Below are 15261 nucleotides of genomic sequence, written 5' to 3'. Positions count from 1 at the left end.
CGTGTAAATGTATAGTTTAACTTGTTTGTATTTTCCGAAACACGAACACCAATCATTGCCCGATCTCTCGGAAGGTCGCGTCTGACTTATCGATTGCGGTAACAACAGCTTCCAGTTTCAGCACATTATTATAATGTCTCAGATACAGGTTCGGGTTACTAAACGAGGCATACGATGTCCAACTAGCGTTAGCAAGTCCACTTACACGTTTGAACGTGGCGTCATTTCGGAACGTAGCGCTGCCGTCATTTTTCACGAGTGTGATGTTGCCATTATTATTGCGCAGGAAATACCCCGGATAATTCATGGACTCGAATGAAATGCCTGTTGCATTTGACAGCCCAGGAACGATACGGAATTGTGCATCCTCCGCCGGACTGACACTCGCATCAATCCGTGCCTGATAGTTGTAGTGACGAATGAAGCTGCCCGGCACATTGAATGACTCCAACTTGCGGATATCACCCGGTTGTCCGGATTCTTTCAATACGGTCATATGCCGGACGAGTCCGGTAAGACCTGCAATCTCTTGTTTGGCCCCCCAAGTCTGGAAGTTGTCAGCAGAGTCGCTGTAATAATATTTTTGTGTTGCATAGCCGTCAAAGTAGATTCGCCATGAACCATTATCCAGCTGAACAAGCGCCGGGCCTTCCACCCAAGAACCCCAACCTGCCCAATCCCATGTACCTTTAAAGGTATAAGGACCCGTTAGCGAGGTGGATGTCGCATATTCAATGTATTTGGTGGTCTCGTTCTTGCTAAAAGCATGATAGGTTGAGCCTGTCTTCACGATAAAAGTGTCGATATAATTGGGAGCAATGCCTGCCAGTTCAGTAGGTGCAGACCATGAGGTAGATGTTAGACTGCTACCTGAAGCTGTGAGCACATAAGGTTTGAAATTCTGATAGTTGCCTGGTGAGAGGGACACGATAATGTTCAGACTGCCGTTGCTGTCTTTGAACCATTCTGGTGCCCAGGTGTGTGCAATTGTGGTAGGTGTGGATAAAGTAATATTACGGACAAATGTCCAGTTTACCTTATCCGGGCTGGAGGCGATGCCGATGGTGTTACCCGACCAGTTCGTGGTGTAGACAACGTAATATAGACCATCTGTATGCTTCATGATGCTGGGATCGCGGATCAGCTCGGTCGGAGGTGTATAGGCTGGCCCTTTTAGCAAACCATAGTGGGTCGCATTATAGGATTCGTAGATATACATATTGGACTCACTTGTGTTCGTAAAGGCGGATATCGTATATACACTTGTCGCTGCTCTGGCTGTATTGGGGAATAACATCGTTAATAGAAGTAATGTTCCAAGCAGCAGGATCATTCCGGCCTTGAAACCATTGGACTTTCCTACTCCTCCTATTCCCTCTTCCTTCTTCGTCAACATTGGGTCATCTCCTTATCCATGAGTGATGAACAGAGGAATACCTTACTGTATTACCAAAGACAAAGCGTAGCTGGGACTGCCACTGATGAGCAACACCTCACGACCACCTGTTCAAATTCCAATTACATGAAGCATCACTCCCTTCACAGATCATGGATGAACATTCTTTATATATGTAAACGGTTACAATTAATTAAACTATAAGTGTTACCTTAGTTCGTTGTACCAACCTGATCACCACAGTTCCCCCATTCCCTTAGCTAATTCACTCCGCAAGACTGAATCCGAAAGATTCACAAGCTCGGGTTATTTGACTAAGAAAATGAGGTAGTGTGACTGTGGTAAAAGGTGAAATGTTGCGTCCAATTCGAACTATCTCGATCAAGTTCTTGTTCTCAACCATAGTTGGATCAGTAAGACAGCTAACGATCCATACATGAACTATTCCACCACAACCCACGGATAACGGGATAACGCATCCAACAGGAAACGTACACGTTCTGGTGTTCTGCCTTCTTCATCGAACAAAAGTAATTCATTCTCTTCCTGTAGCCATGCTACTGGAATTTTGTAATCCTCTTGCGGACCAATCTGCCAGTAACGGCCCAGATGATGTCCGTTCAGGTGAATCGTTCCTTTGCTCATTCCGGTCAGGCGAAGCATCAGGTTCACCTTATGGTGCTCGGAAATAGTAGGTTTCGCGAAACGCCAGCGGTACCAGACCGGCTGACCATACGATCCTCTGACTAGAGTATGATTGGATACAGGGTGAGACTTCTCACTCAATGTAGCACGATTAACCGATTCATTCGTGGTGTCAAGCACCAGATTGGCAGTACAATTGCCACCTGCGGCGATACCAGGCTGTCCTGCACGCTGGATTGACCCCTGTGCTCCAGGATGGATCGATTCCTGTCCTACCTCGTAGCTCTCCCATTGTTGCGGAAGCAATGCATCCGTCCCTGCCATACGCCAATCCTTCAGTTCTCCCTGACTCGGATATGTGATCAGTTCCAGTCGATTCAGCGAAGAGCGGCTATACGGCATTTCCAGTGTATTTGTCTCTCCGGTCTTGATATACAAGGATATGTCTAACGTCTGGAAGGCAAACCAATCCTGATATCCTTCCATCGGAACTTCGATACCATTGATACGAAGACCTTTACTCAAAGCACCCACAAGAATCGCCCGATCCATGCCATCCAGCGTAAAACTTCTGCTCAGAAGTGGAGATTCTTGGAGAGAGTTCACCTCATCGAGATGCACAAGTCCACGCTCCATACGCCAATCCCGACGAATATCCTGAACCTTGCCATCCAGATACACAGCACCAGCCAGACCTTTGCTCTCACCCAAATACGGGGAGAAGTTCAATCTGCCCATATGCTGCACCAGAATCTGAAGTGTATTCTTCCCTTTGGCCACCTGCAACTGCACTCCAGCGGCACCTACCTGACGCACTAATGCCTGCTGAACACCATTAACGATGATTCTGGCGGTATCCTGGATATCCGGCAGAATGAGACCCGTAATTCCTTCGGTTGGACTTTCGAAATCGCATTCGTACAATAGATAACCAAAATCTTGTCCGTATCGGGAAAAGTCTTCTGGTTGTCCACTCGCCGGACGCTGCTTCGCAGTTAACGTAACACGTGACAGCTCAGGAGAATCAGACAATGTCGGCGCACTCGGCGATGTCCATGGAAGCTGCTGCTGTTTGCCTGCAATAGGCTTCTCGCTGGCATAGAACTCGTGACCTGTTAACGTCCGTTCTCCATCGGTCCAGTCACCAAGCAGCGTAATTGTGCGATCTGGGTCAGTAATCATGCCCTTGACCTGACCCGATGGTAATACGTCTACGTCATCGAAGCCGATCACATAACGTATTCCCTTCTGATCTGTTGCTTCCAATCGCCATGTTCGATTCATCGTCTCTTGATCCAGAATGACGAATCGGATCGGTGTGCCGTTTGCTTCCAGCTGGATCGTTCCCGGCTCTTGGAAATGGAACAGATCGAAGCGGTATACGTTCCTGGCTGAATCATGTTCGACCAGCACTTGCACTGTGCTGCCCGTGACGTTTAATGCCCTTGCTTCCAGTTCAACAACAGAACGTTGCCCGGCAGCTGCCACGATGAACAGGTTCAATTCTCCGTTTATCATTTCATTGCCCGTAATCATCGTACCCGTAGTCAGGTATACGTGTTCAGCAATCTGTACTCGATCCAGCAACGGAACAATCTGACCCGGATTCAGCGATACGGGAAGAGTCCGGCCTTCCTCCAGCGTAATGTGCAGGGTCTCGCGTTCATCCTTGTGACTCTCCAGAAACCAAATCTTCTGGTTGTCAGCCTGTCTGCCTCGTACAGATATGCCTTCAGGATGACGTACAACGATCTGTGCTTCTGGAATCTCCTCTGTTTCCATCAGAAGGGCCCCGAAAGCATGGACGAAATAGGATAAATTCTTGGTTACTGCATATTTCGGTGTCACCCGTCCATATTCGTTCAGCGGTGCATCATAGTCATAGGACGTAATCATGAAGATGTCACTGCTACCCATCGTTCTGCCGCCATATCCACCAAAGTTCGTGCCACCATAGAACATATAATGACTGATTCCGGTATACCCGGCACGCAAAATCTCCATGATACGTCTCTCCAGCAAAGGCGCCGTCTTCTGAATGGCTGAAGGCCCTCCCCAATTCTCGAACCATCCGGTCCAAAATTCAGTGACCATCTTCGGGGTGTCCGGCTGTTTGACTCGAAGTTTCTCATAATGCCCGTCAGCACCTGACCAGAAATTAGCCCCTTCAATCGTGCCTTCCGCCCCGCCAACGCAAGTGATCAGCGTAGCGTCAATGCCACGTTGCAACAATCCATCCCTCAGCGTATTCATATGGTCACTTGCAGCAGCGTCATCCATCAGATACCCGTATTCATTCTCCACCTGCACGAGAATAACCGTACCCCCGGCCGATAACTGGCGCTCCCGAATAATCGGCACAAGCCGGTCAAAATACAAATTCACATAGTGCAGATACGTCTCATTGTTTTCCCGGAATTTCACGCCGTCCTTCGTAACAAGCCAGTATGGAAAACCGCCAAAATCCCATTCTGCACAGATAAACGGACCCGGACGCGCGATAACCCACATGCCGAGTTCTGCGCACAAATCCAGAAATGCTCCGCAATCGTTGTCCCCTTCAAAGGACCACTGTCCTTCTTCCGGTTCATGCACATTCCACGCAAAGTAGGTGTCTATGCAATTCATGCCTGCCAGCTTCGCCTTCAGCAGAACCTCACGCCATTCCTCCTGCGGCATACGGAAATAATGGATCGTGGCACTGTTCAGAAATACACGCTCTCCGTTTAGGAAAAAGCTGCGTGCATCGTATGTTAATTCAGATTGAACACCATTCTCAGCCCTGGCGATGTTCTTCTCCTGTTCCTGCAGCAAAAGGGATGCTTTCTCTGTCAAAGTTATCCCCTCCTTCTCTTTATTTAGGTTCATATGTCCTGTGATTCATTTAAAATATAAGTTCAACTAATGAATGTTTACACTGGCACTCCGATGACAGAATAACCTTCCAATCGCTGTTATCCCCAGATTTTTTTGATTCCCTTTTCTCAAAGGGAAAATCCGGTGATAAAGGCGAACGCTTCGCTTTTTCAGGTTTTTTCTGTCCTCTCCATTTCTGTGTAAATGATTAGTTCAAAATGATATTGTTCATATTCATACCAGCACTCAGATGACCGAACAACCTTCCGAGTGCTGCTATCAGTTCGCCTGCAACGTCACGCCTTCCAGTACAACGGTTGTGATGGAATTGTCTGCCGTAGGTACCTCCAGTCCGTTGGCATACACCGGGATGTCTTTCTGCTGTTCCATGTTCCGTTCCGGTGAAGTTTGATACACCTGCGCGGTGGCTGATTTTCCATACGTATACCCTGCCAGTTCAAACGCTGTTGTACCCGCTGACAATTCGTTACGAATCACTAGCACCAATCTCTGGTGTTCCCCGTCGTAGGCAGCCAGCGTGCGTCCACCATCGGTTGGAATAATTGTCGCGCCGGGACGAATGAACTTTGTGAACTGGGCCATGCCATAATACTGTTTGGTCATCTCATACTGCTCTTCTCCGTTGAAATTGGCATGAATGAAGCCCCAGTTATTATTGGCGCCTTCATCTTCAACGGCCTGCCAGTATACCCAGGCGGATGGCTGCATGATTTTCAGATCAAACATGATCCGCTCCGCCAATTCTTGCACCGAGGTCATATCCTCATGACTGTGCGGCTCGCTGCCGCCGGTTCCGTACTCGGACATCCACAACTTTTTACCCTGGCGTTCTGCCAGCGTGCGCAGCTCTTCCATTTTGCTACCATTATAGGAGTGAGTATTGATCTGCTGGATTACGTCCAGCGTGTCCTGATCATAGAGGTTGAAATTAAACACCGTCTCATCAATGCTGTTATCGTCCGCGGCACTAATGACGGTTCCATCCAGTCCTTTGCTCTTCAACGATGCAGCAACTTTCTTGATAATCTCGGCCTGTTTCTCATTGGTAAAATGACTACCTTCCTGCATATTGCCCTTCTTCCACCAGTCGGAGGAAGGTTCATTGAGTGGATTCAGTGTGCGGAAGGTGATCCCCCACTCGTCCCGATAATGCTTCACGACTTCAGTCAAATAATCGGCAAACGCATCATACTGGTCGTCACGCAGATTATTGCTGCCATCCACAGCTCCGGTAACGGATCCACTGATCGTCATCCAGTAAGGTGGTGAATTGGAGAATGCTTCGGCAATGTTCACACCACGCTCCATCGAACCTTGTAATACAGCACGCTGACCTGCATCAGCATCCCAGTCCCACTCTCCAGGTTCAGGCTGGAAGCCAGGTACATCCCCGCCGGGACGAAGAGCTTTCATGTCTGGATTTTCCTCACCGCCAATATTGTAACGAACGATGTTCAGACCTAATCCTTTCTCCGGATCAAAGACCAAATCCATCACTTCACTCACCTTCGCCTGATCCTTCCATCCACCAAGATTATTGGCCCACCAAGCAAGTGACGTACCCCAACCTTCAAAATGATCATAGGATTGATCCAGCTTCAGACGTACTGGTTCCCCTTGGAACTCAAGTGTTTTGGATGATTCATTGGCAAAATGATTGATAACAATTCCTCCTCCTGCCAGCAGCGCAATCAGAGCGACACCCATGAGGATATAACTCCGTTTGCCTCTGCTGCGTTGTTCTTTATGCGCCATGGGCTATACAATCCTTTCTCCATGTACGTTGATTACTCCATTGACCTTGAACATCAGGTTCAATACATACAACCACTACAGACACCTCGGTTACTTGATTCCGCTACTTCCGCCGCTAATGTTCGCTTCATAGACATAACGTTGTCCGAACAGATATACCAGCACCATCGGAATGGTGAGAAACAGGGAAGCAATCATCACGAGGTTCCATGGCGGCATCTGCCCGCCACCTACCGTAGTCAACAGCTGCACTCCAAGTGCCAGCGGCATTTTTTCCGGATCATTGATATAGATGAGCGGTCCCATGAAGTTGCCCCAGTTATAGGAGAACGAGAAGATCGCAATAGCCGCAAGTATCGGATAAGTCAGTGGCATGATGATCTTCCAGTAGATTCCCGGGTGTCCCATACCATCGATCATGGCGGCTTCATCCAGTGATTTTGGAATACTCATGACAAACTGCCGAATCAGAAATACGTTGAACGCTCCGGCGAAGAAACTCGGCACGATCAGCGGGTAGAATGTATTAATCCAGTCCAGATGACGGAAGATGATGAACTGCGGTACCATCGTAACCTCACCCGGAATCATCATCGTACTGAGCAACACAATAAACAGGAAACGGCTTCCTTTTGCTTTGATTCGGGCAAAGCCGTAGGATACGATCGAAGCTGATAATACCGATCCGACAATCGTAAAGATGGTAATGATAACCGAGTTTTTGAGATATGTTCCAAGATTGTTATTCGTGAAGATGGTATAAAAGTTCGACCATTGGAACTCCATTGGAACAAAGGTAAAGGCTGATTTGACGGTTGTTGCGTCACTTGCCAGTGCAATGGAGATCATGTACAGGAAAGGCGAAGCAAGCAGCACCCCGACCAGAATCAGAAAAATATAGGATATCGTCTTCTCCACAGTCGATGGATTACTCATTGGCTTTTCCCTCCTCGTAGTGCACCCACAGCGACGATGAACGGAATACAACCAGTGTCAACGCCATGATGATGATGAATAGTACCCAGGCAATCGCCGATGCATATCCCATTTTGTAGAATTGGAACGCATTCTGGAATAGGTAGGGAACGACCATCTGACTTGAATTATCAGGTCCACCGGCAGTGACGATGAATACCTGTGCGAAGGTCTGGAGCGCTCCAATCATGCCAGTCACGAGATTGAAGAAAATGACGGGAGTTAGCATTGGGAATGTAATATGGAAGAACGATTGTGTACTCTTCGCTCCATCAATGGCAGCGGCCTCGTACAGCTCCTGCGGAATGCCTTTCATCCCTGCAAGCAGCAATACCACGCCACCACCTACACCCCATAAGGACATGAGAATCAATGCAGGCTTAACCCAGTTCGGATCAAGAAGCCAGGCGGGACCCTGAATACCGAAGATCGCAAGTGCCTGGTTGATCAAACCTTCCGTCGGCGCAAGCAAGTGGATGAAGAGCAATGAACTCGCAACCACCGGAACAACCGACGGCAGATAGAACAGAATACGGAAGAAGGTGATCCCTTTGATTTTTTTGTTGAGGTAATATGCAATCCAGAGCGAGATCGACATGCCCAGCGGAATGGATATTAGCGCATAGAAGAATGTATTGCCGACAGATTTCCAGAAGATCGGATCATCGGTCAGTAACGTTTTGTAATTGTCGATACCGATGAATTCAGGGGACTGGAACAGATCCCAATTCGTGAAGCTCATATAGATGGAAAACAGGATCGGACCCAGAGTCAGCCCCAGAAACCCGATCAGCCAAGGCGAGATGAAGATGTAGAACCATTTCCCGTCCTTTTTTCTCACGTTAAGCCCTCCCATGACGCAGAGAGCAGATGGAACCCGCATTCACGCCGATTCCACCTGTCCTGCTGTCGCTGCTATTTGTGCATGTTCAGAAAAAACCTCTATTTGTAGAGTCTTTCCAGTCCACTCTGAATTTCGGTTACGGTATCATCAAGCGAGGCTTTGTTGTTGAAGTATACACCCAGCTTATCGTTAATGAGCTTCATCATTTCGTTCCATTGCGGGTTGAATGGTTCTGCATAGATCGTTGATTCACTGAACGCAGCCATGTTGATTTTTTTGCCACCGTATTCAGCATTCAGGAATTCATCACTGGACAGACCTGCTTTGGTTGCAGGAGCATCCTGACCGGCTTTGACCATTGGCATCTGTGCTTCTGGTGTGGTCAGTGCTTCAATTACTTTGAATGCTTCTTCCTTGTGTTTGGAAGCGTTGGTAATCGTTAACCCGTTAAAGAATGCGTTTGTTTCGCCCCATACCGGAGAGATATCCCAATTAATGCCTTCCACCTTGGCAAGTGAACCGATGTTCCAGAACCCTGTCGTTTCCATGGCGATCTTGCCTTGAGCGAACAGCGGATCAGCTCCGATATTCCCCATGTCGGCAATCTCGGTTGGCGTTGGTCCCGCACCGTGTGTGAAGGTCAGGTCATTCATGAATTGCAATGCTTTACGCACAGGCTCTGTATTGAAGGTTGGTTTACCGCTATCATCGAACAGTGAGCCACCGTTCTGGTAGATCAGCTGCATCCATTGCGGCCACCAGCTACCCGGATAGTAACCCCATTGAACCGTTTTGCCATTCTCCTTCACCGTCAGCTTCTGAGCTGCCGCCATCAGATCATCCTGCGTCCAATCTTTGGTTGGGTATTCCACTCCAGCCTTATCGAACAGATCTTTGTTATAAAAGAGGACCATCGCGCCTGCCCGATCCGGCAAACCAAATTGTTTGCCATCATACTTCATCAGGTTTGCGATATCATCGGAATAACGCTCGGACATGTTCACATTGTTCGCCTGAATCATGTCATCCAGCGGTATAATCTGATTCTTGGAGGCGTAAGCCTGATAGTTCTCGGCAATCATCATGATGTCCGGCGCCGTTCCCCCGGCGATCATGGTCTGTACCTTCTGGTCATAATCCCCTGCAACCACGTTCAGCTTCACGTTAATATCGGGATACGTCTGTTTCACAATGTCGAGTCGTTCCTGATAAATCTTCTTCTCATCCTCCGAGCCCCAGATTGTCATGCTCAAATCAACCTTGCCACCGGACTCGCCGGAAGAACCGTTTTTACTCCCGCTGCTACAGGCTGTCAGACCCATTACCATGACCAGCATCAATAACGAAATGACCTTTAGACTTCTTCTCATACGTTACGCCCCCTTGATATAATGAATGGATGACCACACTGAAACCCGTTTCATGAAATGGGTTTCATTAAGCTGAAACATAAAACCCGTTCCACTTTATGAAAGGGGTTTCATTCACGCACTCATTATATTTCACCCTTCGAGGAAATGTCAACGCTTTCTTTTCCAATTACAGGCCCCTTTATCTTGCAGCAGGTCCTGTACTTTGACGCACAATCAGCTCCGGTTGCAGAATGATCTGCTTCTTCGGTTTGCCTTGGTTAATCAACTCATGCAGCACATCTACAGCCTGTTTGCCAAGCTGATACGTGTTCTGGGATACGGTTGTCAGTTCCGGTATAACGGCACTGGCGAGCGGCGTATCATCAAAACCTACAATGGATATATCTTTCGGAATCGAGAGCCCATGCTCAATCGTCGACTTGATCGCACCAATCGCTGTATTGTCATTGACACAGATAACTGCGGTAGGTGGATTGTCACGATCCAGCAGTTTGGACATCTCCCGTTTGCCGTCGTCGATGGAGAAACTGCCGAGCAGTTGCCGTTCTTTGGGTATTTCGAGCCCATGTTCCCGAAGTTTCTTCTGCACAGCTCTGACCTTGACCATGGTGGTGGACAACTCTTTCAGACCGCCAACAAAGGCGATATCGCGATGTCCCAGTTCAAGCAAATGCTCAGCTGCAAGAGCTGCCCCTGCCCCTTCATCCGTGTACACCCGGTGGAACCCGCCTTTGGCAATATTGCCATTAACCAGCACAATCGGCATACGCTTACCCATATCAATCAATTCCTGAGCCATGTCATCCGGACAGACCTGCATGTTAATACGCCCGCCGAGAAAAATAATCCCGTCTACCCGCTTCTCTCGCAGGATGGACAAATATTCAGATTCCCTGTTGTAGTCGCCTGCGGTATTACACAGAAAGAAGGTATACCCCAATCCGCGAGCCTCATTCTCCGCCCCCCAGAACACTTCCGGGAAAAACGGGTTTGTAATGTCCGGCAGGATGATGGCAATGGTGCCCGTCTCTTTTTTGATCAGACTGCGCGCCTGCGCATTCGGCTGAAACTGGTGTTTTTCAATGATGGACATAATCTTCTCTCGGGTGCTTGCACGCACAGGTGCCGTATCATTCAGTACCCGGGAGACCGTCGCTACAGATACATTTGCTTCTTTGGCGATGTCGTATATGGTGATCGGTGTCATAGCGGAACCTTCCTTTTTCTCTAATTTTCCCTATTTTCCCTGCTTATCATACCAGATAAGGAATGGCGATGAAATGGGTTTCATTGACGGGCGAATGATTTCACACTGAACCCATAGAAGTTCCAGGTATAACATTCATACGTGAATTGTTCGTTGCATTACGCATTAGCGTCAATATTTTTACAGGACATGTTTGCTTTTCTTTATTTCACCTTCTAATCTGCGTTTATGGTCCATATATTAAATTGTAAGCGAATTCATTGGAGATTAGAGGAGTGTGAACGACGTCATGATCATTCAAGTCAGTCCGCTGGCAGAAGCAAGACTTACTGAAAAACTGGGAGATCGACCAGGCTATTTCAAATTGTTTTATGATACCGATGGATGCGGTTGTGACGGAATTGCGGTACTTCTGATCTTGAACGAACCGGATAGCGATGATGTTACCGTAGAAGCGGGGTCGCTTCCCTTTGTAATCAACAAACAGCAGCAGATTTACTTTGAACCCTCTCTGCGTCTGCAATCCGAGCACAGTTTCCCTTCATTCCGACTGAGTAGCGATTCCATGATCTATGGCAGTAATGTCAAAGTCCATGATTTACGAGATACCGCAGACGTAGCCCCTCAGCCCACTGGATGGTTTGTACGATAAACGTTGAATTTGTACTATAATCAAAACCTCCCAAGCCCAGATGTCATGCGGGACGGGAGGTTTTTTATCAATTTTAATGAGTTCATTAGGCATTATTCTTGTAAACATTTCATATTCGTGCAGTGCCTCTGTACCTCTGCTGCTCTATTTCCGAATATTTTTCGGGACAAAAGAGGTGAAAATTTGATTAATTAATATGGACTTTAGTTTAATACAAATAATTACAAGTAAACCGTATACTTAGATAACTACATATGAATTTGGGAGATACACAAAATGGAATAACTATTTAGAGATGTAAGACCAGTTATACCAAGAACACGGTTAGAACATTGTAACAGTTTAGAAGTGTCGAGGAGGAAAATTGAAACTTATGAAGTTACCCACAATCCTGAACGTAGTCCGCATCTTGTTGAGTATTAAAGTTATATACCTTATTGTTTCTTTCAGTGTATTTCTCTATATTTTCAGTCAGAATCCTGAAGCCTTTGCCGGTTATCAAGTGAACGGCAATGATTTGATTAATTTCTCTAATGAAATTACTGGAAGAATCATATTTTTGATCATTCCTAGTTTGCTTGCTATCATTTGCATCACCAAAAGACAATTCAGATCTACTGTTACGTTCCTGAGTATCGCTTTATTTATCGGACTACTGAATGAAGGACTATTGACTGGAATTATTCAACTATTCGCCTTGTTAGTTGTGCTCTTACATCGACCAAGTAAGATATTTTTAAAGCGCCAGGATTCAAATGACGTAGAGACACAATACATCGCCAAGAAGAGCCTGACTTAAACGTCTGGCTCTCTTTTGCTTTGGTTTCTTTGCACACAATCCCATTAAGCCTGCTTCTAAGCCCGCCAATTCAATATCACTCAGATTACTTCACAAGAATTTCAATTGGATTCATGGTTAAAGAGATATCCGCGGTCATATCCACAATGAGATTTTGTTTCCCTTTCTTGGTTACCATAAATTCATCTTCAACCTCAACCACTTGACCTGATTTAAATTCAGTTACATATCCCACATCCGTATAATTACGCTCCTCGCCACTACCGGAGAAGGAGAAACGAATTATAGGTTTTCCATGGGAAACTTCAACGGGTTTCATACCTCTATATTTCAGATTTCCTTTTACTTTCATTGTCTCACCAGTACTTAAAACTGTTGGTGTTGTGACTTCGAGAATAAAATCAGTTGCTACTACACGTTCAGTAACATTATCCTCATTTTTATCGGTTGATGAACACCCAGCTATTGTCATGGATACCGCTAATACCAACATTAAGATGCTATTACTCATTTTATTAACTTTATATCACCTCTCACATACTCAAACGAATGATACATAGAAAGGGTTGCTCAATTTGTTCCTTGATTCTCCTGAACTATCGTTTACTGTTAGTTCAATCATATATCACACGAATTCAATTAACTTCTTATCTATTTCTGCGATATCACCAATCTCCGATGTACCATCCCAAAGGATAATTGAAGAAGCTTCATCGTTTTCAACAAAATCATCAAGTTGGCACAATTCACCCATGAACAGAGCTCCATACTCTGTCACCAAAATAAAAAAAACGCACTAGACCTAAGTCCTGCGCGTCATATATCACAGGATGGGAAGCGCGAATAGCGTTAACCCATCCCAATTTTTTCAGGAATGGATTAACGCTATTCATGATGGTGAGATTGTTTTAATTCTAAAATCAACATCGGCCATTCCCCTAATCATCAACATATGGAAATAATACCCATCACAGTACTTTAGAGTAAAATATATAATTTCGCTCATTTACCAACTTCCGTCTAATAAAGTATTCACCTTTGATTCATGGTCTCTCAGTGCGCCGTTTTGAAATTTGATGTGAGAGAAAAAGGAAATAAGTAGAATAATATTGAACAACTACATAATCATTAAAATAATCGATGAACATATAAATGAGGTTGGCAAAATGAAGAATGATAGAAACTGGACAGTTTTATTTATTGGTGGAGCATCAGGAATAGGTAAATCAAGTATTGCTTTTGAGATTGCTCGATATTATGGTGTGAATGTCTTGGAAGTAGATGATGTTCACCTATCCGTAAAAACAGTTACAACAAAGGAGCATTTTCCTGTAATTCATTATTGGGATTCTGATATAGATGGGAAATACTTTGGAGTTGACGGCACGGTAAACTGGCTGATTGATGTCAGCAAAGAAATGGTTCCAGTATTAAAAGAGCTTGCAAACCGGCATATTGAAGATAAATTACCTATCATTATTGAAGGCGATTTTATCTATCCCGAATTAACCTTATCTCTCGATAACCCACAGGTGAAATCAATATTTGTACATGAATCAGATAAAAATCAAATAGTGCAGAATTATTTAGCAAGAGAAGGTGGCAAATTACAACATGATAGAGCTGAAGTAAGTATTTATTATGGAGATTGGATAGCAGATACCTGTAAGAGGAATGGAATTGAATTGATTGAATCAAGACCTTGGAATACTGCTTTAAAAAGAGCAATAAAGTGCTTATTGTAATACGGACATTAGGATAAATTACTTCTTGTAGCTCTATGGGGAATTAATGGCACTTATTGAGCTATCCTGCCCGTTAGTTGAATAAAAGCAGCCAATCAAAATGATCGGCTGCTTTCTTTGTTTTATTGAGCTAACGTTTCCCGCTAGCTTAAGAGTAATTTCACTTTTTTAATTGAGTCATCTTTTTCAGGAGTACCGCGGTGCAAACAGATATAACACTGGCTAAGTATAAAAGAGCATATGCTATGGCAGCATAATATGTAAGTTCAGCTTCAATATCGGAGCTTGTAAGAAGCAGAATAATGGAAAAGCCAACAACAAAAATTACAGTACCTAACAGAACATTTTTAATTCCTTCTTTCACATACTCACCTCCCAGGGATTTTTGACAGTTCCCGACCTGCTATTTTAGCGTTTATAATTTTTCCTCCCTTAGGCTATTCTCGATTGTGATCTAGCCCTTTCCCAAAACAAGTCTTTTGGTTGTATGATTCGAAAAATTCGGAATGAATATCCAGTGTTTTAATAGTGAGTAGATATCCATTTATCGTGTTAGTAATCATTTCAATTTCAGATACATTGTATGAAGTTATATCCATTTTCGAAATGATCACTTGCTTACTAAGCACTTTTGATAAAGAAGAGATAATTTGTTTCTTTATATCGTCATTTAAACTTTCAAACTGGAGTACAAGGTTTTCAAGGTCATCCTTGCTATCTTTCATAAAACTGTGGGATTGGATAGCACTATGCTTTGGAGATGAAGACTTGATAGCATAAATCTCAATGATGTCATCCATTTTAAATTCAAAGTTTTTACCTTCTTCTGTTTCAACAACTAGGTAGCCTTCCTTTAATCCTTTAGCAACACCACGGAAAAATTCATCTCGATTATTAACTTTAAATACTACAGAATGTTGTTCTTTAACTGTCATCTCAATAAATTGTCTCTTATTCATCATATTATGCAATGTGTTCCCCTCCCTTTTAAAG

At 45.0% G+C, this 15261-nt stretch carries 14 protein-coding genes; 3 read left to right on the top strand and 11 right to left on the bottom strand.

Annotation, left to right across the window (positions count from 1 at the left end):
* Window positions 1-52 precede the first annotated feature (52 nt).
* The 7 genes from C170_RS29360 to C170_RS29330 form a co-directional block, all read right to left on the bottom strand.
* The gene (locus C170_RS29360; protein WP_051447470.1) at window positions 53-1396 is read right to left on the bottom strand and encodes a glycoside hydrolase family 43 protein; all 1344 of its coding nucleotides are present in this window, start codon (window positions 1394-1396) and stop codon (window positions 53-55) included.
* A gap of 441 nt (window positions 1397-1837) precedes the next feature.
* Window positions 1838-4876 carry a beta-galactosidase gene (locus C170_RS29355; RefSeq protein ID WP_036617296.1) on the bottom strand — a complete coding sequence of 1013 codons (3039 nt, stop codon included), beginning with the start codon at window positions 4874-4876 and terminating at the stop codon, window positions 1838-1840.
* 300 nt (window positions 4877-5176) lie between these two features.
* A complete protein-coding gene (locus C170_RS29350) occupies window positions 5177-6673 on the bottom strand; it encodes a glycoside hydrolase family 30 protein (protein ID WP_081746080.1) in 1497 nt (498 codons plus the stop codon).
* A gap of 90 nt (window positions 6674-6763) precedes the next feature.
* Window positions 6764-7609, bottom strand: coding sequence for a carbohydrate ABC transporter permease (locus tag C170_RS29345; protein WP_036617294.1), 846 nt, complete (start codon window positions 7607-7609; stop codon window positions 6764-6766).
* On the bottom strand, window positions 7602-8489 hold the full coding sequence (locus C170_RS29340) for a carbohydrate ABC transporter permease (RefSeq protein WP_036617292.1): 888 nt from the start codon (window positions 8487-8489) through the stop codon (window positions 7602-7604). The genes C170_RS29345 and C170_RS29340 overlap by 8 nt, the downstream gene beginning before the upstream one ends.
* A 101-nt stretch (window positions 8490-8590) precedes the next feature.
* Window positions 8591-9862, bottom strand: a complete 1272-nt coding sequence (locus C170_RS29335; RefSeq protein ID WP_036617289.1) for an ABC transporter substrate-binding protein — start codon at window positions 9860-9862, stop codon at window positions 8591-8593.
* Between the two features lie 181 nt (window positions 9863-10043).
* Window positions 10044-11072, bottom strand: coding sequence for a LacI family DNA-binding transcriptional regulator (locus tag C170_RS29330; protein WP_036617286.1), 1029 nt, complete (start codon window positions 11070-11072; stop codon window positions 10044-10046).
* A gap of 289 nt (window positions 11073-11361) precedes the next feature.
* Here C170_RS29330 and C170_RS29325 point away from each other — a divergent pair, with 289 nt between their 5' ends.
* Together C170_RS29325 and C170_RS29320 are read left to right on the top strand one after the other, a co-directional pair.
* Entirely contained in the window at window positions 11362-11724 is a 363-nt protein-coding gene (locus C170_RS29325) for an iron-sulfur cluster biosynthesis family protein (RefSeq protein ID WP_017687018.1), read from the top strand.
* Window positions 11725-12097: 373 nt separating this feature from the next.
* Entirely contained in the window at window positions 12098-12523 is a 426-nt protein-coding gene (locus tag C170_RS29320) for a hypothetical protein (RefSeq protein WP_036617283.1), read from the top strand.
* A gap of 85 nt (window positions 12524-12608) precedes the next feature.
* On the opposite strand, the gene C170_RS29315 is transcribed toward C170_RS29320, so the two are convergent.
* Together C170_RS29315 and C170_RS31555 are read right to left on the bottom strand one after the other, a co-directional pair.
* Window positions 12609-13016, bottom strand: a complete 408-nt coding sequence (locus C170_RS29315; RefSeq protein WP_036617280.1) for a hypothetical protein — start codon at window positions 13014-13016, stop codon at window positions 12609-12611.
* A gap of 132 nt (window positions 13017-13148) precedes the next feature.
* The gene (locus tag C170_RS31555; protein ID WP_268748598.1) at window positions 13149-13277 is read right to left on the bottom strand and encodes a hypothetical protein; all 129 of its coding nucleotides are present in this window, start codon (window positions 13275-13277) and stop codon (window positions 13149-13151) included.
* 412 nt (window positions 13278-13689) lie between these two features.
* On the opposite strand from C170_RS31555, the gene C170_RS29310 reads away from it, so the two are divergent.
* Window positions 13690-14268 carry a hypothetical protein gene (locus C170_RS29310; protein WP_036617278.1) on the top strand — a complete coding sequence of 193 codons (579 nt, stop codon included), beginning with the start codon at window positions 13690-13692 and terminating at the stop codon, window positions 14266-14268.
* A 160-nt stretch (window positions 14269-14428) separates the two neighbouring features.
* Here C170_RS29310 and C170_RS29305 read toward each other — a convergent pair whose 3' ends face one another.
* Together C170_RS29305 and C170_RS29300 are read right to left on the bottom strand one after the other, a co-directional pair.
* Entirely contained in the window at window positions 14429-14632 is a 204-nt protein-coding gene (locus C170_RS29305; RefSeq protein ID WP_036617274.1) for a hypothetical protein, read from the bottom strand.
* Window positions 14633-14705: 73 nt separating this feature from the next.
* Window positions 14706-15239, bottom strand: a complete 534-nt coding sequence (locus tag C170_RS29300) for a hypothetical protein (RefSeq protein WP_036617272.1) — start codon at window positions 15237-15239, stop codon at window positions 14706-14708.
* Window positions 15240-15261 lie beyond the last annotated feature (22 nt).

It is taken from the genome of Paenibacillus sp. FSL H7-689, assembly GCF_000517905.1.
GTDB lineage: Bacteria > Bacillota > Bacilli > Paenibacillales > Paenibacillaceae > Paenibacillus > Paenibacillus amylolyticus.
Note: the sequence above shows the minus strand (reverse complement) of the source record. Positions and strands in the feature narration are given on the sequence as shown.